Origin of the sequence: Paenibacillus sp. J2TS4 (assembly GCF_018403245.1) — a bacterium.
In the GTDB taxonomy this organism is placed as follows: Bacteria; Bacillota; Bacilli; order Paenibacillales; family NBRC-103111; genus Paenibacillus_L.
This window is the reverse complement of the sequence record NZ_BOSH01000012.1, coordinates 98,877-118,578: the sequence shown is the minus strand read 5'-3', so window position 1 is coordinate 118,578 and position 19,702 is coordinate 98,877. Positions and strand designations below refer to the sequence as shown.

General features: G+C 46.8%; 16 protein-coding genes and 1 riboswitch. Of the genes, 5 read left to right on the top strand and 11 right to left on the bottom strand.

Annotated elements, in window-relative coordinates; genetic code table 11:
* Positions 1-53: 53 nt before the first annotated feature.
* From KJS69_RS22010 to KJS69_RS22000, 3 genes are all read right to left on the bottom strand, one after another.
* On the bottom strand, positions 54-1,586 hold the full coding sequence (locus KJS69_RS22010) for an extracellular solute-binding protein (RefSeq protein WP_213585942.1): 1,533 nt from the start codon (positions 1,584-1,586) through the stop codon (positions 54-56).
* Positions 1,587-1,709: 123 nt separating this feature from the next.
* A complete protein-coding gene (locus KJS69_RS22005) occupies positions 1,710-2,642 on the bottom strand; it encodes a carbohydrate ABC transporter permease (RefSeq protein ID WP_213585941.1) in 933 nt (310 codons plus the stop codon).
* Between the two features lie 45 nt (positions 2,643-2,687).
* Positions 2,688-3,647, bottom strand: coding sequence for an ABC transporter permease (locus tag KJS69_RS22000; protein WP_213585940.1), 960 nt, complete (start codon positions 3,645-3,647; stop codon positions 2,688-2,690).
* Between the two features lie 299 nt (positions 3,648-3,946).
* Between KJS69_RS22000 and KJS69_RS21995 the strand changes: the two genes are divergently transcribed.
* Positions 3,947-5,164, top strand: a complete 1,218-nt coding sequence (locus KJS69_RS21995) for a family 10 glycosylhydrolase (RefSeq protein WP_213585939.1) — start codon at positions 3,947-3,949, stop codon at positions 5,162-5,164.
* A gap of 127 nt (positions 5,165-5,291) precedes the next feature.
* Here KJS69_RS21995 and KJS69_RS21990 read toward each other — a convergent pair whose 3' ends face one another.
* Positions 5,292-6,071 carry a CAP domain-containing protein gene (locus KJS69_RS21990; protein WP_213585938.1) on the bottom strand — a complete coding sequence of 260 codons (780 nt, stop codon included), beginning with the start codon at positions 6,069-6,071 and terminating at the stop codon, positions 5,292-5,294.
* Positions 6,072-6,081: 10 nt separating this feature from the next.
* A riboswitch (cyclic di-AMP (ydaO/yuaA leader) is annotated at positions 6,082-6,222 on the bottom strand.
* 277 nt (positions 6,223-6,499) lie between these two features.
* Here KJS69_RS21990 and KJS69_RS21985 point away from each other — a divergent pair.
* Both KJS69_RS21985 and KJS69_RS21980 read left to right on the top strand, forming a co-directional pair.
* Positions 6,500-7,642 (top strand): MGDG synthase family glycosyltransferase, encoded by a 1,143-nt coding sequence (locus KJS69_RS21985; RefSeq protein WP_213585937.1) that lies wholly within the window; start codon positions 6,500-6,502, stop codon positions 7,640-7,642.
* Between the two features lie 87 nt (positions 7,643-7,729).
* Positions 7,730-8,965, top strand: coding sequence for an Nramp family divalent metal transporter (locus tag KJS69_RS21980; RefSeq protein ID WP_213585936.1), 1,236 nt, complete (start codon positions 7,730-7,732; stop codon positions 8,963-8,965).
* 107 nt (positions 8,966-9,072) lie between these two features.
* Here the strand turns inward: KJS69_RS21980 and KJS69_RS21975 are convergent, their stop codons facing one another.
* Positions 9,073-10,863, bottom strand: a complete 1,791-nt coding sequence (locus KJS69_RS21975) for a lamin tail domain-containing protein (protein WP_213585935.1) — start codon at positions 10,861-10,863, stop codon at positions 9,073-9,075.
* 306 nt (positions 10,864-11,169) lie between these two features.
* Here KJS69_RS21975 and KJS69_RS21970 point away from each other — a divergent pair, with 306 nt between their 5' ends.
* Entirely contained in the window at positions 11,170-13,281 is a 2,112-nt protein-coding gene (locus KJS69_RS21970; protein ID WP_249730656.1) for an LTA synthase family protein, read from the top strand.
* A 27-nt stretch (positions 13,282-13,308) separates the two neighbouring features.
* Here the strand turns inward: KJS69_RS21970 and KJS69_RS21965 are convergent, their stop codons facing one another.
* The 5 genes from KJS69_RS21965 to KJS69_RS21945 form a co-directional block, all read right to left on the bottom strand.
* Positions 13,309-13,755, bottom strand: a complete 447-nt coding sequence (locus KJS69_RS21965; protein ID WP_213585934.1) for an NUDIX hydrolase — start codon at positions 13,753-13,755, stop codon at positions 13,309-13,311.
* Between the two features lie 520 nt (positions 13,756-14,275).
* Complete coding sequence (gene rhaI / locus KJS69_RS21960; protein WP_213585933.1) at positions 14,276-15,496, bottom strand: L-rhamnose isomerase; 1,221 nt, start codon at positions 15,494-15,496, stop codon at positions 14,276-14,278.
* Positions 15,497-16,064: 568 nt separating this feature from the next.
* Entirely contained in the window at positions 16,065-16,253 is a 189-nt protein-coding gene (locus tag KJS69_RS21955) for a sporulation protein Cse60 (protein WP_213585932.1), read from the bottom strand.
* Between the two features lie 58 nt (positions 16,254-16,311).
* Complete coding sequence (locus tag KJS69_RS21950; RefSeq protein WP_213585931.1) at positions 16,312-16,503, bottom strand: cold-inducible protein YdjO-related protein; 192 nt, start codon at positions 16,501-16,503, stop codon at positions 16,312-16,314.
* 325 nt (positions 16,504-16,828) lie between these two features.
* Positions 16,829-17,545: a cytochrome c biogenesis CcdA family protein gene (locus KJS69_RS21945; protein ID WP_213585930.1), complete on the bottom strand. Its 717-nt coding sequence runs from the start codon at positions 17,543-17,545 to the stop codon at positions 16,829-16,831.
* A gap of 312 nt (positions 17,546-17,857) precedes the next feature.
* Here KJS69_RS21945 and KJS69_RS21940 point away from each other — a divergent pair, with 312 nt between their 5' ends.
* Positions 17,858-18,205, top strand: a complete 348-nt coding sequence (locus tag KJS69_RS21940; protein WP_213585929.1) for a hypothetical protein — start codon at positions 17,858-17,860, stop codon at positions 18,203-18,205.
* 54 nt (positions 18,206-18,259) lie between these two features.
* Here KJS69_RS21940 and KJS69_RS21935 read toward each other — a convergent pair whose 3' ends face one another.
* Positions 18,260-19,231, bottom strand: coding sequence for a 2-hydroxyacid dehydrogenase (locus KJS69_RS21935; protein ID WP_213585928.1), 972 nt, complete (start codon positions 19,229-19,231; stop codon positions 18,260-18,262).
* Positions 19,232-19,702: the final 471 nt, after the last annotated feature.

The window sequence follows — 19,702 nt, the reverse complement described above, 5'->3', positions numbered from 1 at the left end:
TGCCTTTCAAATGAAAGAAAGCATGAGACAGGCCTCATGCTTTCAATTTAAAATTATTTACTGGACTGATACCATTCGTTGGCGGCTTTAATCATTTCGTCGCCGCCCTGGGCTCTCCATTGCTCCAGGAATTTATCGTAATTGTCGAGCGAATCCACTCCACCGATAAATTTGATGAAGCTGTCTTCCCTTAGCTTGGCAAGCTTCTGGGTGTTTTTGGAGATGGCGTCAATCGGAGGAGCGTAAGATAACGGATCGATCACTTTTTTATCTTCGGCGTTCGCCTGGAAGGTTTCAAAATACGTTTGGACATTTTCGTCTTTACGTACGCGGGCTTGCCAGTAATCCGGATACTTCTCCTGATCCGACCCTGTCAAGAAAGCACTGGCGTTGCTCCACTCATCTGCGAATTTCGGATGAATCGGGTAATACTTGCCGTCCTTCACTTCATGGTGAACGCCTTCTTCACCAATAGCCAAACCTTTAAAAATATCTTCTTCCAGTTTCATATCAATATACTTTATGGCGTCTTCTTTATGTTTGGACCATTTAGGGATAGCTATGACGTAGCTGACACCAGCCGTACCGACCACCGTCACTTGGCCGTCTTTGTTTTTAAGAAATGGCACAATCGAGATCTTGGCATCCGGGAAATTTTTGGCCAGGGCATTATTGATATTCCCCGCATCCCACCAAGCTAACCGGTACATAGCCGCCTTGCCGCTGGAAAACTTCTCAATCGCCTTGGCTGAAGTATTAATTCCCCATTCCGGGTCCATTAATCCTTCCTGATACAGCTTGTTCATAAAAGCCAAATATTCCTTCATCCCAGGCAGCTCTACTGCATGCACCAGCTTGCCGTCTTGCTCTACCCAATCCGTCGTTATTCCGAAGGTCGAGGCAATATCTCCAACCATCGGGTCCTTGCCCCCCGTTAAAGGAATGATATTTTTCTTTTCTTTGATCGTCTTCAATACATCGTACAATTCATCGGTGTTGGTCGGCATTTCCAATCCGAGCTCATCCAGCCAGTCCTGACGTACAACCAGCTCGGTACCTACCTGTGTTCCGGCCGTTCCTTCCGGGATTCCGTACTTTTTGCCATCGATGATCACACTGTTCCAGGTTTCTTCATAGATCACTTTTTGCATATTCGTCCCGTACTTCTCAATCAGTTCATCCAGCGGTTCAAGCGCCCCTGAGGCAGCTAGTCTGGCGAATTGATTTTTGGCAATCTTCATGAAATCATACGACTCCTGGTTAGCCATCAGCAGGTTCAGCTTCTCATCGGCATTCTCTGCGGGAAGCTGCTCATATTTGACATCATAACCTGTTGCTTCTTTTAAGTATGCAGCAACAGGTTCTTTATTCGGGTCAAAGCGGTCAAAAGGCATCAATTGGCGCAGCTGCGGCTTCTCCGTTTTGTCGTCACCCTCTGTTTTGGGAGCTTGGGAAGCGGGGGGAGAACTGGTTGGAGCAGCGCCCTTATTATCGCTCCCGCCACCTCCGCAAGCCGCCACCGTTACAGCTAGTGCGGCAATAGAAACTGAGGACAGCAACTTTTTGCTTACTTTAAAATTTTCCATAGATGAACCTCCCTTTCTTCTTTTGAAAGTTTTAATCCTGGATTAATCCTGTCAAAGCGCGATATACGGAGATGATATCACCGCCTTTCCATACTCGTTGACCTGCTCAATATCATAAATCCCTCATCCTTTGACGGAGCCGATCAGCACACCCTTCACAAAGTACTTTTGCAGGAACGGATACACAAGCAGGATAGGTATAGTAGCCAGCAAAATGGAAGCTGCCTGGATCGCTTGCGGAGTCATGTTCATAGCGGCATCTATATTGATGACATTTCCTCCGGAGATAAAGGCGTCGCTGGCCGAAACGAGCAATTCCTTCAAATATAGCTGCATCGGCTTCTTCTCCGGACTGTTGATATAGATCATGGAAGCGAAGAAATCATTCCAGAAGCCTACGGCATAGAACAAAGCGATGGTTGCAAATACCGGCATGGATAAAGGCAGCGTAATTTTATATAAAATCCTCAGGTTGCTGGCGCCGTCAATTTTGGCGGATTCCTCCAGGCTTTCGGGCAAGCTTTCAAAATAGTTTTTAATAATCAGCATGTTGAAAACACTAATCATTGCCGGAAGAAATAACACCGGGAGCTGGTTGATGAGCCCCAGTTTGTGCATCAGCAGGTAGGTCGGAATCAGCCCGCCGCTGAACAGCATGGTAAAGACATACATCAGGATAAAAAATTTTCGCCCCCGAAGTCTCGGCTTGGAAAGCGGGTAGGCCGCCAATGCGGTCATAAACAGACTGAGCGCCGTACCTACGGTCGTAATCAGCACTGAAACCTTAAAAGAGTTGATAAACATGGAGTCTTTGAGAACGTATTGGTAAGTTCCGAATTGAATATCTACCGGAAAAAGGGTGACCATTCCGGAAATGACGGCCGCCTCACTGCTTAATGATTTGGCTATGAGATTCAGAAACGGGAATAGGGTGACCACTCCCATAAGAATGAATAGCAAGTAATTGAAGAAGTAAAAGATTCTTTCCCCGGTCGATTCTTTAATGGTGTTGCGGCTTCTATTGTTTTTTACAGAAGCTGTTTCTGGTGTTTCCATGCTATGATCTCCCCTCTCGCTTCAGCAGAATCCATTTAGAATCGCTTACCATATGCCCCGCTGCAAATATTTGCGCGATAAATAGTTGCCTGTAATGATCAGAATGAAGCCGATCACCGAATCGAACAAACCAACGGCTGTTGAGAAGCTGTAATCTTGTTCACCCAGCCCGACCCGGTAGACATAAGTTCCGATAACGTCAGCGACGTTGTATACGTTCGGATTGTACATAACGAGAATTTGCTCGGTCCCCGCTTCGAGAATACTGCCCAGACGGAGAATAAACATCAGAAGGATTATCGGGGTCAATCCCGGGATGGTGATGTATAAAATTTGCTTAAACTTGTTGGCGCCATCAATCCTGGCCGCTTCATAAAGCTGCGGATCAATCCCGCTCAAGGCCGCAAGGTAAACGATGGTGCTCCAGCCGATTTCCTTCCACCCGGCTGAGGAGATCAGCACGGAACGAAACACGGTATGATCGAGGAAGAAAGCGATCGACTCTCCGCCAAGCGCTACGATCATCCGGTTGATCAATCCTCCGTTGGTAGAAAGAAGATCAATAAATAAACCGCTTACAATGACCCACGATAAAAAATGAGGCAAATAGACGATCGTCTGAATCGTCCGCTTGAAGATCATATTCTTTAGTTCATTCATCAATATAGCAACGACGATCGGAAGCGGAAACAGAAATACAATCTTATATACGGAAATAATGAGGGTGTTTTTGAATACGTTGATAAAATCAGGCGAAGTAAACAGCCTCTTGAAGTTATCCATGCCCACCCAGGGACTATCCGCAAATCCTGTGAAAATGTTGAAATCTTTAAACGCGATAATGATTCCGTACATGGGTGTATACTTGAATAGAAGCAGAAACAGAATTCCCGGGATCAAGGCGACATATAAATCCCAATCCTTCCTGACATCCGCCCCTAATTGACCCCAATATCCTTTGCGGGAAGCAGGAATGGCCGGTGGCGTGTTGGTCGATGGTTTCATTGGATTCCCCCTATTTCTGAAAATTTCTTTCTGGGTGATTATAATTTGAAGAAAATATCCTGCACATAAAATTAAAAAGGAGTGCTTTTTCTTATGCTTTCAAGTTTACCTGTGTTGGCGGCTGGTGAATAGCGGACAGCGATTACTTTTTCTAGCACTTTGATTACTATTTGATAAAGCCGGTCCATCCCCCCTTGAGTCAAGTTGAGGAAAGGTTATAATGAAATTACTCGGGCCGGACGGAAGTTAATGGATGCGTCTGGAGTATAAGAATATTGGAAAGAACGGGGGTTAAGGAGATGGATCATGCTTCAAGTCATGCGGCCTGGCTTTACTTGGGGAAAGAAAGCCGGACCAAGCAGGATAACGACACATTGATCGACTGGTGCTTGCGCCATCGGGTAGGCAAGCTGCTTCTTCATCTGGAGACCGGTTCCAAGCAGGACCCGGACGCGGACAAACGAATAGATGAAGTGATTGAGGCCTGTTCATCGGCAGGCATTGAGGTTCACGGAATGATTGGAACTTTACAGCATAAGGCCACGACCAGAGAACAACTGCTAGTGTCAAAAAAGGACGCTTATTGTGTGGATTATGATGGGGTTTCCAATTGGGAGGAACCTTTATTGGGGAGAAGTTATGTCCTAGACCCTTCCGATCCGGAAGCCGTCTCCTTAATCGCCGACCACTGCCGCAAGCTGCTCGTCAAGCATTCCGGACTGGCGGGCATTCATCTCGATTTTATACGCTATTATCATTATGAAAGCCGCTTGATTATCGATACTAGAGATGCCGGGCATTGGACCGTCATCCCTCGCTCCGGCCAATCCATTACATTGGCAACGGCGAACGGCGTCTCTGCAACGTTCTTTGTCGAACAAGCTAATAATCGATATAATGACCCCCCAGTAGGGGATAGGCTCGTTCTTAAACGCTCCTATCATTATTGCTTCTGTAAACGCTGTCTGGATCGATTCCGCCTGGAATATGATATCGCTTTGCCCTCGCAGTTTAAAGAAACCAGACAGCAGGCGGAATGGATAATGACCCATCATGCAGCAGCCTGGTATGCGTTTCGCGCTTCATTAATTACCAATGTCGTGCGGGCAATTAGACGAACCATCAAGTCGGTATCTGAGTCAGTGCAATTATCGGCGGCTATTTGGTACAATTCGCCTTATGGCAATGAACTGCGAAGCGAGCCGTTTCGCCCAAACAGCGAATACGAACAGTTCGGCCAAGAGTGGTGGGAATGGGTTAAAGAAGGGTTAGTGGATTTCATTTGCCCCATGAATTATTGGCTGACGCCGGATAGCTTCGGTCAAGTGATTCGCGACCAGCTCGCCAAGTCGGATAATCGGGTGCCTCTCTACGCGGGATTGCTTCGTTCCAGCGAGTTCCCCATCGACGATGAAAAATATAAACAATATGTATCTATCGCTTTAGATGCGGGAGCCACCGGGATCAGCTTTTTCTCCTACGGCGGCTGGAAATCATTGAACAGGGATGGAGATTAAGGATCCTCACATCTATAACGAACATGAAAGAAGGATGCTGACGGCCTCAACCGATCAGCATCCTTTTCTTCTTTATTTTATAAAGTTAGGAATAAAATATTAGCATTATTGCGTTAAGCTTTCCGGTTTATCCGGTAAATTCTTGCACCCATACCCCTTGGTAATAAGCAACGCCTATTGTAGTAAAGTTAGGGCTCATAATGTTTTGCTTGTGTCCCGGGCTGTTCATCCAAGCATTCATTACTTCCTGTGGATTACGCTGCCCTTTAGCAATATTTTCACCCGCAGTCGAATATTTAATACCATAAGTTTTCATCATGTCGAATGGAGAGCCGTACGTCGGAGAATTATGGTCAAAGTAGTTGTTATGATACATGTCTTTGGCTTTGTCCAAAGCCATTGCAGAAAGTGCAGAGTCTAACGTTAGTGGCTTAAGTCCAGCTTTGGCCCGTTCTTCGTTCACCAAGTCTGCCACTTGCTTGGCATAATCAGAAATTTCAGCCTGATCTCCTTGGCTTGGCTCGGTCGGGGCTGGCTTATTGCCTTGGTCCGGTTGAGTCGGCGTGGTTGGCTGGCTTGGCGCTGGCTGCTCCGGCTTGGCAGGAGTTGGGGCCGGCTGGCTGCCTTGGTCCGGTTGAGTCGGAGCTGGCTGGCTGCCTTGGTTATTTCCTTGATCCGGAGTAGGATAGCAAGGGAATGGCATGTCCTTTCCTATACCGATCTCGATAAGCTTGCTGAGATTCGGATTATCTTTTAGCAGAGATGAGAGATCAACCCCATACTGCTTGGCGATATTTTCCAAATCACCTGGCTGAACAGTTTGTGGAGCCGCAGACACCGCGCTAGCGGACAGCATTGTTCCCACAAGCAAGACTCCGGAAAGGGCTACTTTCTTAAAGTGTTTCATGGTGTACAGTTCCTCCTCTTTGTTGGCCTGCGAGGTTAGCTGACGGGTTCGGGTCAAAGAGTAATCGCCCGACGGCCTTGAGGCCGTTTCACCCCACTATTGGTTCCCCCGCGCACAATTTCAGTTTTTTGTGCTTCGGCCAGAAGTCTACTAGATTGTAACATGCTAGATTGGCTCTTTCATTCTACAATGTTTGGCAATTATTCCAATCCACTCATGGTGATGAATGATTCTCCATCAGAGGAAGCACATTAATTATGTATCGGCAAAATGCTGGGAGCGCCTTTCATACAAAACCACTCAGCTATCTTCTTTGTTGAACCAAGCGAGATTAATGATAAGCGGAACGTTCGCGAATTTGGATTCGCCTGACTGAAAAGCAGATTAACGCAACGATCAAATTCAGCAGAGAACCAGGTGATCTGACTATGAATGAATATAAGATCCTTATTTTGTACGCCAGCTATGGCGATGGTCACTTCCAAGTAGCCCGCGCTCTTCAACAGGCCTTCTTCCAAAAGGGAGTTGAGCAAATCAAGATGATCGATCTGTACACCGATTCTTATCCGCGCTTCAATGAGCTTATTCGCCAGTTATATATTAAAGGGTCTGCTTACTTTCCCTATTTCTATGGGTGGACGTATAAATACACACAGAACATGAAGCAAGATCAATGGCTCGCCAAATGTTTTCAATCCTGGGGAGCCGAACAGATGAAGCGGATTATCGAGCAGGAGAAGCCCGATGTCCTCATCCATACGTTCCCGATGCCGTCCGTCCGCGCCCAAACTAATTCGCGTCCCCCGATCTTTACTGTCCTGACCGATTTCGCCATTCATAATCGTTGGATTCATTCAGAGTATGATGTTCTATTTGTACCAACTAACGAATTAAAAACCACAATCATCCAACGAGGCATCGACGCCCGCCGAATCGAAGTCAGCGGCGGTATTCCGGTCAGAGCCTCCTTCCAATCCCCATCTCTCCGTTCTTCAGTTGATGCAGATACCGGGCTGTCTCCATTTCAGGATGAACGCCAAGTCGTCTTGATCATAGCGGGAGCCTATGGAGTTCTGAGTAATTTATCCACTTTAATCGGTCGAATCCGCCGCAGCTTAATCCAGGCTAGAATCGTCGTTGTTTGCGGCCGAAATCAGAAACTGTATAGAACTATCCACGCCAAGCACGGCCGAAGTGTTAATGTTGAAGTCTATGGTTTTGTGGAAAAAATGGCCGACCTGATGGCTTCTGCCACCTGCATAGTCACCAAGGCGGGAGCCATTACGTTATCGGAAGCGATAGCCTCGAGCCTGCCGATCATTGTCTATCGGCCGCTCCCCGGACAAGAAGCGGAGAACGCATTATATTTATACCGCAAAGGAGCAGCCGCCATCGCCCATACTCCATCGGAATTGGTAGAACAGATTAAGCGCCTCCTTTCACCCGACGCACCGGAAAAGGAGGGAGTAGAGGAGTTAAGCAAAAGCAGCCGCTATGCCTCGGACTCCATCGTCAATCGAATCCTTGATGAAATCACATGCCCTGCTTCATTTATAATTAAAGACAATTAAAAGACTTGTCAAAATTAATAAATCATCTCTAAAATACTATTAGCAAGTCTTTTTGTAAGCGCTTTAACAAATTTGGGAGGTTATACTATGAGTAACGAGCCTAGATTGTCTGATAACAAGCCTTCGTCACTGGCCAAATGGCTGGGAACTCTCGGCCCTTCATTAATTACGGCCGCTCTCGTGCTGGGACCGGGAAGCATAACGCTTACCTCCAAGCTGGGCAGCCTCTACGGCTATGACCTGTTGTGGGTATTGGTTTTATCGATTTGCTTCATGCTTGTATTTACAGAAATGAGCGCAAGAATAGGCATGGCTACCCGGCACTCTCTGCTGTCCGTCATTCGCAATAAATGGGGTAAATTCGCCTCGTTCATTATCGGTATCGGAGCTTTCCTGGTTACTTCTTCCTTCCAGGCCGGTAATTCCATCGGCTCCGGACTCGCCATCGCAGATTTAACCCAAACTCCCACTCCGTTATGGGTCATTATTACGGCTTTGTTGGGTATGTCTTTATTGTTTACTAAAAACTTTTATAAAATATTGGAAAAAATGATGCTGATCATGGTAGCGTTAATGATCGTTTCCTTTCTTTTAACGTTAATTATGGTCAAACCGAGCATTGGCGGGATTGTGAGCGGACTGGTTCCGACGGTGCCGCAAGGATCGATCCTGCTCATTATCGGGCTCGTAGCGACCACCTTCAGTATCGTTGGAGCCTTCTACCAATCGTACTTGGTGCAAGAAAAAGGATTGACCCAAGACCGATTGAAGGATGGAGTAAAGGAAAGCTTTACCGGAATAATCATCCTTGGAGTTATCTCATCCATGATTATGATAAGCGCTGCGGCGATCCTTATGCCGCAAGGCATTCAGGTTAATACGGCCGGTGATATCGGTAAAGCGCTGGAGCCGGTTTTTGGAAGCTGGGCCAACGCGGTATTTATTATCGGCCTATTCGGCGCCTCCTTCTCCTCTCTTACTGGAAATGCCACTATCGGAGGAGTCATGCTCGCGGAATCGCTTGGATTGGGAAGCAAGCTGAGCGATAAAGGGGTAAGAATCTGCATAATGATTGTGATGGCCGTCGGGGCTCTGGTTGCCCTCCTGTTCGGCCAGGTACCGCTCGAGATGATTGTATTTGCCCAAGCGGTAACCGTTATTGTCGTGCCTATCATCGGCGCAGCTATGTTTAGCGTCGCCAATGATTCCAAAATCATGGGCGAGTTAAAAAATACTGCGTTTAAAAATGTGGTGGCGATTATCGGTATTCTGGTTCTGCTTGTTCTAGCCGTCAACAATGTTCGTAACATCTTCTTCACTTGATGTATTGAACCTTACGAGTAAAAGACTGTGGTCCTGAAGCCTTCTGTGAAGGTTTTGCAGGACCACTTCTTTGTGCAGAGGTGCACGAAAATTTAGTGGAGCTCCCGTTATCTTCCCCGCGCGATCGACCTTATTTGCTCCGGCAGAAGCTTCCCTGGGGTCGGTGCTTGATGCAGAGATTGCGGCACCTTCCTACTCATCTCCAGCACGTCCTCCGATTGCGACTCCTCCGGATAGAAGTAAATGATGCTCTCCCCTACCTCGAAATCACATGGAAGCTCTGCCTTGCCGCAGCTTGCGGAAGTGGCATTCTCCGAGCTGCCGTTATAAGTCACATAACTGATCCGGTCGAAGTATTGGTCTCCTCTCGGAGCAACGATGGATAGAAATCTTTGGGTCGTATTCGAAAGACCCTGACCGGGAGTCAGCTTGATATACACAAAATCTTTAGCCTTCAGCTTCGTTCCGTAAGCCGTATTGAAATCTTGGACAGTTTTGTCGTAATGTCCCGGCTTCTTGAGCCAAACGATTTTGGTATGATGAGGCTTAATAGTCGAATCTGTGCGGTCCGGTGAATTCGGATCGACGTCTTCCGCCGTCATGAGCAGCCATTTCGTCACTTTCGTATTCCAACGTTCCGGATTGGCCGGATCGTAGTAGTAATACATTTTGTAACCCGCCAGATCAATCGTTCGATTGCTGTTATTGTAAAGCTCAATATATTCGTACGGCTCTCCTTCTCCAGGTGATGCTGCAACAACTTCGGTAATCAGAAGAGGAGCCTCTCCAATTGGAGCACCGGGAACTGTTGGAGTCATATCCAGCAGATTATCGGTATTCGCGATGTAAATACGGTCTATCGGATAAAAGCTGTCCCGGTAAGTCTCTGCGCCCGATTCGAACAAAATGTATAAATTTCCGCTGCTCTCTACAATTCCTTCCGACATCGGAGGCATAACGACGGTATGCAGCTTATTCAATCCATCCAGGAACCATATGGGAACCGGTCCCGTATCGAAACGGTCCGTATAGGCATGCGGCGCTTCTTCCAAGGATAATTGGTAAGTATGCAAGGAGCTTTCAATAGCACGCCCATAGGATTGACTAAGAAGGATATGTCCGTCTGCGAAGGCCATCCCTTGAATTTCATCCGTAATGGACAGCAGAACATCCGGAACCGCCGCATTCGTTCCCTCCACCACTCGAGAAGTATCGATCATATCTTCGGAGGTAAGCCGGTATCCGGCCACCCATGCAGAATGCTCGATGTTTTGCCGGTTTCTCATATGGTGAGACGGCTCTGTTTTAAAATCGAATCTGGAAAATTCCCCTACCCACAAAATGCCGGAATCATAGGTTACAAAAGAGGCGTTCGTTTCCGTGCGGATAATATTTGAAAAAACCAGCCTACCCCCATCTTCGGAATGCGCCAAATCCTCGAGTTTTACCGCGTAAGCGCTTTTCTCCGAAGTCACCCATAAATGCTTCTCGCTGACAGTCAAGCCACCCGAATGACCTGTATACGGGGTTGTCTCATCCCTGTACAGGTTTAACGATTTGACGAGCTCGCCAGTGGACTTGTCCACTACACTAACCATGCTCGGTTTTCCATTATCCCGATAATAAGATACGATTATCCAGTCCATTGCTTCGTAGAAGGCAATCCCTTGAGGGATCAATCCCTGCATTAAACCGGGAATGACCGGTCCAAGCTCACTTACAGACTCCAGATCCCGATAGTTCGGAGACTGAACCCGGTGAATCATTCCTAATTCCTCTTGGGTAATTTCCTCTCCCGGCTCCTCCTCGACGGCCATTGTTGAGGCATACCCTGTTTGGCCTGCTCCCGCTACGACTAAGCATAGGATAAATAAAGAAATGATAAAACGCCTTTTCATTACCGCTTCTCCTCCTTTAATTGCCAATATAATCCTATAATAACAACAAACGACGATATATGCCATTATATATTAAAATTTTACACAATAATAATGTTTTCCCGACAACAAACATCGTTAATAATTTAAATTATTTTGTCGAATCTCGACTTTTACATGTAATTAATAATAAAATCAGTGCGAATCGTAAAGGATGATCAGGATTGCAGGGAAAAAATCACTTCTTTATCAACCCGATAAACCCTGATATAATGTGTAAGCGTAATCATTAATTTACAAACTCTTAACCATGAGGAGTGCGATGGCATGGACCGCTGGGTTGAGCCAATAATGGGATATGTAAAATCTAGATACGTGATGGTTCTCTCCTCTATTTGGATAGTATGGATTTCCGAGTTTCTTGTCCGTGGAGATGCCGCTTCCACACTACTCTGGACTCTGAAGCACGGCATCCCTTTCACCTTCAACGTCCTGACTGTGCTTGGACTGCTTCTTATAATGTCGGCGATCATTGGAAAAACCCGGATCGCTTATTGGATTGTTTCTTCCTCGATTATCCTTCTGTCTCTCGTTAGCGGAATCAAGCTGAAAATACTTGGTCTTCCGCTGCTTCCCTGGGACTTCACTTTAGCCGGAGAGGCCCAAGATATGGTTCCCTACGTAACTAATATCTTCACTCTCTCCACGATTTCTGGAATGGTTGTTTATCTTGGCGGCAGCTATGCATTGCAAGTCCGTATTCCCCATTCGCCGGTCCAAGTCGCCGGGAAGGAAAGAGCGGTGCTGGCCGCTATGTCCATCCTTCTCTTGACCTCTCTTTATACCGATTTCCCCCCGCTCCAGAAAGCTATCGGCCTGAAAAATCTGGCTTATAATCAAGCGGACAACGTCGCCTCGAACGGCTTTGCTTTGGCCTCTCTGATGAATGCGAAAATGGTTGTTGGAAAAGATCCGGATGATTATGATGCGGAAGCGGTGGAGGCCATTGTTCAATCCTACCGCCCTGTCATTAAAGATGGGGGGGAGCAGAAGCCAAATATTATCGTTGTCTTAAGCGAATCCCTATGGGATTTAACCGTGCTGGATAACGTTACATTTAGCAAGGATCCTCTGGAATTCTACCATTCCCTTCAGCTCCACTACCCTAGCGGCACTATGCTCTCGCCCCAGTTCGGCGGCGGGACCGCCAATGTTGAATTCGAGGTGCTGACCGGCAATACGATGCGCTTTCTGCCTCAAGGGTCGATTGTTTACAACCAGTATATCGATCGCCCGATTGATTCGCTTGCGAGCATTTTGTCCAGACAGGGATACACGGCCAAGGCGATTAGCCCTTATCACAATTGGTATTTCAACAGCAATAAAGTATATGAATATTTAGGCTTCTCTCAATATATAAGCATGGAATTTTTCAATCCGGTTTATGAAGGGCCCTATATTGCCGATCGGGAAGTGGCGAATGTCATTATTTCCGAAACCAGTAAGACGGAAGGCCCTGCCTTCATCTTCGCCAATACGATGCAGAATCATTTTCACTATTATCCGGGAAAATTCGAGCAGAATACGATTGAGGTCGAAGGGGAAATGTCCGAGGAATCCAGGGGGCTTCTGGAAACGTATGCTCAGGGAACCAAGGGGGCGGACGCCATGCTGAAGCAGCTGGTGGACTTTTACAGCCAAGAAGAGGAGCCCACCGTCCTCGTTTTTTTCGGAGATCATCTGCCTTTTCTTGGGGACGATTATAAAACCTACAGAGATATAGGTTATTTGCAAAAAGACGATCCCGATTTCCTTAATAAAATGTATCGTGTTCCCGTTCTTGTATGGAACAACTTCCTTTCCTTGGAAAAGACAAATATCGATTTAAGCCCTTCCTTTTTGGGCCCCTACGTACTGGATATGGCGGAAGTAAAGGGAAGCTACTATACTGACTTTTTATTAGATCTATCAGCGCGCATTCCCGTCATTCCCCCTAAGGACCATTATGAGGCGATGAACGTGTCCGAGGCTGACCTCAAGGAGTATGAAACCCTTCAATACGATATTCTGTTCGGGGAGCAGCGAGGATATACGGATTGGAAAAATAGCATCATGCAGCCCGGCTACACCCTGGGCTATGGTTCCATGACACTGGAACCGCTCACTTCCCCGTTAGTTATTGGGGACACCCTGCCTGCAACGGAAGCTGAAGCAAGGATTACGGTGCAAGGAGGCCATTTCGCCCCGCAAAGCATCATTTACGTTAACGGCCAACGTCAGCCCACGCAATGGAAGAGCTGGGATCAGCTAACCTTCCAGCCAGCATCCGATCTATACAAGGCTGGAACCTGGGAGCTGCAAGTGCGAATTCTGGATAGCAAGGAAACGGTTATTGCCGAATCCAATACCGTCACTGCCGTCGTTTCAAGCAGCAGCTGAAGAGACAATCGGGCTGACCCTGCCCGATCATCTCCGATCCAAGAAGCCTTTGGAACGGGCGAGAATTAACGCGACACCAAGGCGGGGGTCCCTCCACCTGCGGTGAAGGACATTAGAGAAAGCTTCTTCAATGCCCACCAAACGGACCTCAATCCGTTCGTCCGGCTCCAGGCTTTGAGGCCCTTCGGCTACAATCTCATTAGTAAAATACAGCCCGGCAGCTACACGCCGTTCCGAATCGATAAAGGTTCCCAGTTCGGTCAGCCGGCTGCACTTCAGGCCGGTTTCCTCCTGCATTTCTCTAAGTGCGGCGGCCCGTGGCTGTTCTCCGTTCTCGAGACGGCCTCCGGGAAGCTCATATGTATATTCGTTCATAGATCGTCTGAATTGTCTGACGATCACAATTTTTTGCCGATGAACGGCAAGTACTTTGACGACTTGGATCGATTCATCGCTCCGCTCATATAGAATCATAATCGAATACTCCTTCAACACAACTTATGCCTAACAAATCGGCGATCTATTCTTATAACACACTTTTATACAAGATCAGCTTTCTGTGTAGCTCTTCCTTTCAAGTATGCACCATTTGAAGAAATTCCAACAGATACGGTTGATTTCTTGTGTCTTTCCCAACTGCTCACCCTAAACCTCATACAACTGATTATTATTATTTTAACAAAAAATACAAACAAAGCCCAATCTCTTCTCCAAAACAGTAAATCACCCAGCTTTAACTATGGCTGCCTATGAAATCATGCGTAAGCATAAGTACTTTTTGGCCTATTTAAAACCATGGCTTCATTGAATTTAGAAGCAGATTTTCTAGCTCGAATATCGGATATCCTCGATGTAATCGTTTCTTGAATTGATAAGTTTCCACTTCGGCATGAGAAAAACGGCTGCTCAACCCGTTAAGGCCGCCAGCCGTTCATTCATCTCTATCCTATTCATAACCCCGCTCGCTTTTACTTAGCTCTATTCAGAGCATTGTTCACCAGCTTGCCCCGCCTTTGCCTCTGGCCAGGATGCGTTCTTCGTAGCCGCTGGCCAGATAGGCCTTCATCGGGTCGATGGGAAGCCCCATTTCTTCCCGCACCGAGTACAACAGCGGAGCAACATCCAGCTCAAATGCGCTGCGAACGGCATTCTCCGCTGCCAGCACATCCTGAGTCTCCTGCGCTTCCCTTACCTCCTCCAGATTAATCAACAGAGCTTTAGCATATTGAGTTTGCACATTGAGCACAGAACGAATCATTGCTGGAATTTTTCTCTCAATATTGTGGCTTTGGTCGATCATATAAGCCATATTTTCGGCTGTCGCCCGCACGCCTTCGTTCAAATCTTCCACCGCATCGACAATTTGATAAAATATTAAAAAGAGTTCATAAGGATCAATGCTCCCGACGATCAGATCGTCATCGGCATATTTGCGCGAGTTGAAATGAAAGCCCCCGAGCTTCTGCTCGTCCAGCAAGTAGGCGACGATATGCTCCACATTCGTTCCAGGAGCATGATGCCCGGTATCGACAAGCACCTCAGCCTGCGGTCCCAGCTTGTTCGCCATCGTAAACGCCATACCCCAATCCGCCAGGTCGGTATGATAAAAGGCCGGTTCAAAAAACTTGTATTCGATCAGCATCCTCATGTTCGGAGTCATCGCCCGGTACGTCCTCGATAGACATTCGTACATCCACTCTTTACGTCTGCGCAGGCTCGCTTGACCCGGATAATTGGTCCCATCGGCAAACCAGAGGCTGATAGCGTTGGAGCCGACCTCCTTGGCAATGTCGACGCATTCAAGCAAATGGGCCGTTGCCCGCTTGCGAACTTGCGGATCGGAATTAGTGACGCTGCCCAGCATATAATCGTCTTCCTGAAACAAGTTCGGGTTAACGGCGCCAATGCTCAACCCCAGTTCTTCTGCATGATGATTGAGCTTTCCGAAATCATCGACTTGATCCCATGGAATATGAATCGCTACAGAGGGACACAATCCGGTAAATTTATGAACCTGAGCAGCATCCTCAAGCTTCTCGAACGGATTTCGCGGAACACCGTTTTTCTTGAAGACCTTAAACCTCGTTCCGGAATCTCCATAACCCCAGGACGGCGTTTCCACCTGAAATGCCTTCAACCTCGCTCTAACCTGTTCCAGCACAATTCCGCGATTAAGCTGCTGCTCTTCAAATAAAGCATAAGCCCGATCCATCATCTTCCAAATCACCCTTTCCTGACCGAATTACAAAGGCTAGCGCCGTCTGCCGCATGGCTTCTTCCGCCTGCTCCTTACGGTACATCCATCTTAAACAGCAATGGCACGCCCTTGCTTGTATCGGTCGTTGATCTCGGAGGCTGGCCAATGCTCGATATTATAAGATTCGCTTTCGCTGGGCGAGACGAATTCTCCGAGCAAGGCAATATATCGTTTGCGTTATTTTTATTTGTGTCTGTTTACCCCCGTTTATTATTGATTTGGATAATAACACAGATTTATTATCTTGTATAGTGTTTTCCTCCAATTTATTCCACCCGCATACGATCGGAATATAAATAACCGGACAGGAGAACAGGAAGAATGACAATCAACATGTAATATAGTAAATTTTTACGATTGCTAAAATCGAGCATTTGTTTTCTCATGGCAGGGTCTCCTACTTGAATGCATACTTATCCAATTTCTTGTTTTGATTATATCCCTAACCAATAATAAAGCGCCCCGGTCGTCAAGGACGGTTAGGGGCGCTGCGTTGTATTAAATATTCAAGAAGTAACGACATGGATTATGCCGGATCTGCCCTATAAATCACGAGAATGTAGCTTCGTTGCTCCGTGGTCGTGCCGAACGCTTTCATGCCGGTTGAATATCGAATATCGATCAGTTGATCCTCCCGGATGGTAGCCAGAAAGTCATTCGTTTTTTTCTCCGCAGATGAATTATTAGTATCCAAAAATTCCTTGACTTGAATCATAAAAGTTCCCCTTTCGTCTTAAATTGAACTCTTGGCTCCGACTAGCCCGTATTCCAGATTACGAAATTTTAGGCACAACCTTCACACCAAGACTCATGGCGGAATGACAGAGAGGACATTCCGGCTCTTCCTTAAATGCAAACTCCGCCCTCATCCACCCTGAACATTGCTCATTGACGCATATCCATACTTTCGCCTCAACGACGGGCGGTTCCTTCACCGATTTATTTTTATTGGGAAAATTTTTCATGATTCATCCTTCACCCTATACTATTCATGATATGACCTGACACTGCCTTTTAGTGCTCTAAAACTCTCTCCAGCCAACGGATGGGTTACTTCCCCAAGCGATCCATGGCTTCATCACCACCTTGATTCAGGCAAGGCTGCCATATTCCGTTTCAGACAAACGATTAAATAGACAGGAAGGCATCCCGCCCACCTGAGCGAAATGCCTTGTTAAGCTAACTATAGCATAAAAGGAATGGTCTGTCAATTTCCCTTCTTTTTTACATTCAATGTATATATTGGCTTGTTTGATGGAGGGCACTGAGGAAAGCTGCTCTTTCAACTATTTAGAAACCAGTAAAGCCCCCATACAATTCAATAAAAAATATTGTAATCTTTGTCATTTGGTCCGTATAAAGCAGAATTCCGGTAATGACCATCAGGCCTCCGCCAATTTTCATAATCAGCCCGGAGTGCCGCATAATCCATTTCATTTTGCCAATAAAGAATGCCATGACGAAGAACGGAATCGCGAATCCGATAGTATAAGCTACGGTATAGAAGAGGGCTTGATCCGGATTGCTAACCCCAAGAGCGACGACTGCAGCGAGTATAGGGCCGACACAGGGAGTCCAGCCGGCGGCATAAGTCACTCCGACTAACACGGACCCCAGGTAGCCAAGGGGCTTGCTCTGAAAGGTAAAGCGCCGATCCTTCATAAGAGCTTTGGGAGTAAGGATGCCCAGCATGATTAGACCCATAACGGCTACCAGAATTCCTCCCAGCTTGCGGATCAGAGTTTGATATTCTGCAAAAGCGGAACCGACCAAGCTCAAGGACAAGCCAAGCGCTATAAAAATAATAGAGAACCCGAGCATGAAAAAGACCGTATGAAGCATAGCCCTTCGTTCCAAGATGCCTCTGCCATCCTGAAGATCTTTAACAGAAATCCCCGTTATATAAGACAGATAGGAGGGATATAAAGGCAAGCAACAGGGAGATATAAACGAGAGAACACCTGCCCCGAAAACAATCCATAGACTTAAATCCGCCGTATTCAGCATATTCACCTTCTTAAATAAATGTCTAACGCCCAATCCGGGCTATCACGCGAGGAACGGAAACGCCACACTACGAATTGTAGTATAAGGATGAAAGCATGTCAATGACTCCGCTTAATGTAAATTTGACAAAAAAACAACATGTACCTCGACCGTCAGCAGCTAATATACAGCAATGCCTTAGGAACGCGCACGAGCGTTTGGTAAAAAATAAACTCTCTAATGGGAGCAACATAGCAGTATAAGAGATTTTCTTTTCTTCCATCAGCCAATTATGAAATAATAATAGAATAACAGACAGGAAGGATGTCCCTTATGATCGTCAGGCTGATGAACGCGGAAGACAGGCTGCGGCTTCTGCAGAAGCTCGCCCCCATTAAAGAAGAACATATAATTATGTATATGGATTTAACCGTTTTCTCTAGCTCAGTCCAATTCTGTGGTTTATACGAGGGGAAGGATTGCCTCGGCTGTGTAGGCTGGTTGAGCGGCAAGCCATTCCGCGCCCCCGCTTTCTATTTAATAGAAGGAATCGATTATACTCCTTTGTTTGCATTCGTCCGCAAGCAGTGGAATCTCTCTCCTAATGATATCTGCGTAACTATTCTTTCCTCCTCGCAAGCTCCATTATATGAAATTTACTTTTGTGTAAGCCCGTCATAGCTGGACTGGACCTGTAGCTTTCTTCATGATCTCATCAGTTGTTATTATGAGGGGTCAGACTAGCAGTTCGGGAATGACGTGGTCTGGTTTAATTCCCTGCAAAGCAGAAACTAAATTGCGGGCGGCCAGCATGGCCATATCATATCGGGTCTGGGCCGTTGCCGATCCGATATGCGGCACTAACACGGTATTCGGCAATGTCATTAATGGATGGTTAGCGGGAAGCGGCTCCTCCTCGAAAACATCCAATCCGGCCGACCGGATGGTCTGGTTCCTTAACGCCTCGATCAACGCCTGCTCATCCACGGTCTGGCCGCGAGAAGCGTTAATGAAAACGGCGGTCGGCTTCATCCGCGCGAATTGCTCCTGTCCGATAAGCCTTTGAGTTTGCTCGGTCAGAGGGACCATCAGCACGACAAAATCCGCTTTCTCCAGCAGCTCATTCATCTCGCAATAGCGGGCTCCGAGCTCAGCCTCTGCCTCGGGCCTCCTAGTCCGGTTAGAGTACAGCACATCCATTCCGAAGCCCAATCTCGCCCTTCTCGCCACCGCTTCTCCAATCCGTCCCATACCAATAATGCCCAATACAGAATGATGGACATCTATGCCGAAGAGAGGATCCTGCCTTCCCGCCTTCCAATTTCCAGCCCTTACATAATGGTCCAATTCGGAAATACGCCGCGCGGCAGCCAGAATTAGTGCAAAAATAAGATCCGCCACTGTGTCGTCCAACACGCCTGGAGTATGCGTAGCTATAATCCCCCGCTTTTTCAACGCAGCAATATCCAAATGGTTGTATCCTACCGACATACTGCTTACGACTCTAAGCTTGGGAGCTTGATTCAGAAGCTGCTCATCTACCCTTAATCCGGAAATAAGGAGTCCTTCCGCCTCCAGCAGCTTCTCACGCAAAACCTGTTCGGGAACCGGATCGTCCGATTTCCACAGATCTATCGCACAGTGTTGTCCAATAAAGTCGAGGATTTCCTCTGGAATGGGTTTGGCAATAAATACTCTAGGCTTCATAAGATCGTCATCCTCCCGGGTTGAGTTATTTTTCAACTTCTTGTAAATCCACTACTTTCATTATGCCTGGATGATCGAACTTTTTAAAGCACTTTAACACTTTAACATATTCTTGTATCATTAAAAAACAATGCGGAACAGACGTTAAATAAAGTATCAGTTAATCAGCAGTTCCGGATCCAGCGGGGAATAACATCCCTTGAATTGTTCAGGCAGAGCGGCTAACGATCAGCTCTGTCTGAAAGGTTACAACGGCGGCTCATGAATTCCTATAGGGGCATTCCCCCAATTTTCAAAAACTCTTCTGAATCTAGACTAATGAACAGTCTCCATTCGCCTTGTCTGCGTATAGTGTTATCATACTTCGTTAAAGAAGGAGTTGATCCGAATGCGCCACTGTCATCATCTATGTCCACCAGCCAGCCCAGTTGTAGCTCCGACTTCTAGAGTAGTCAGAGATTTTTTTCATCC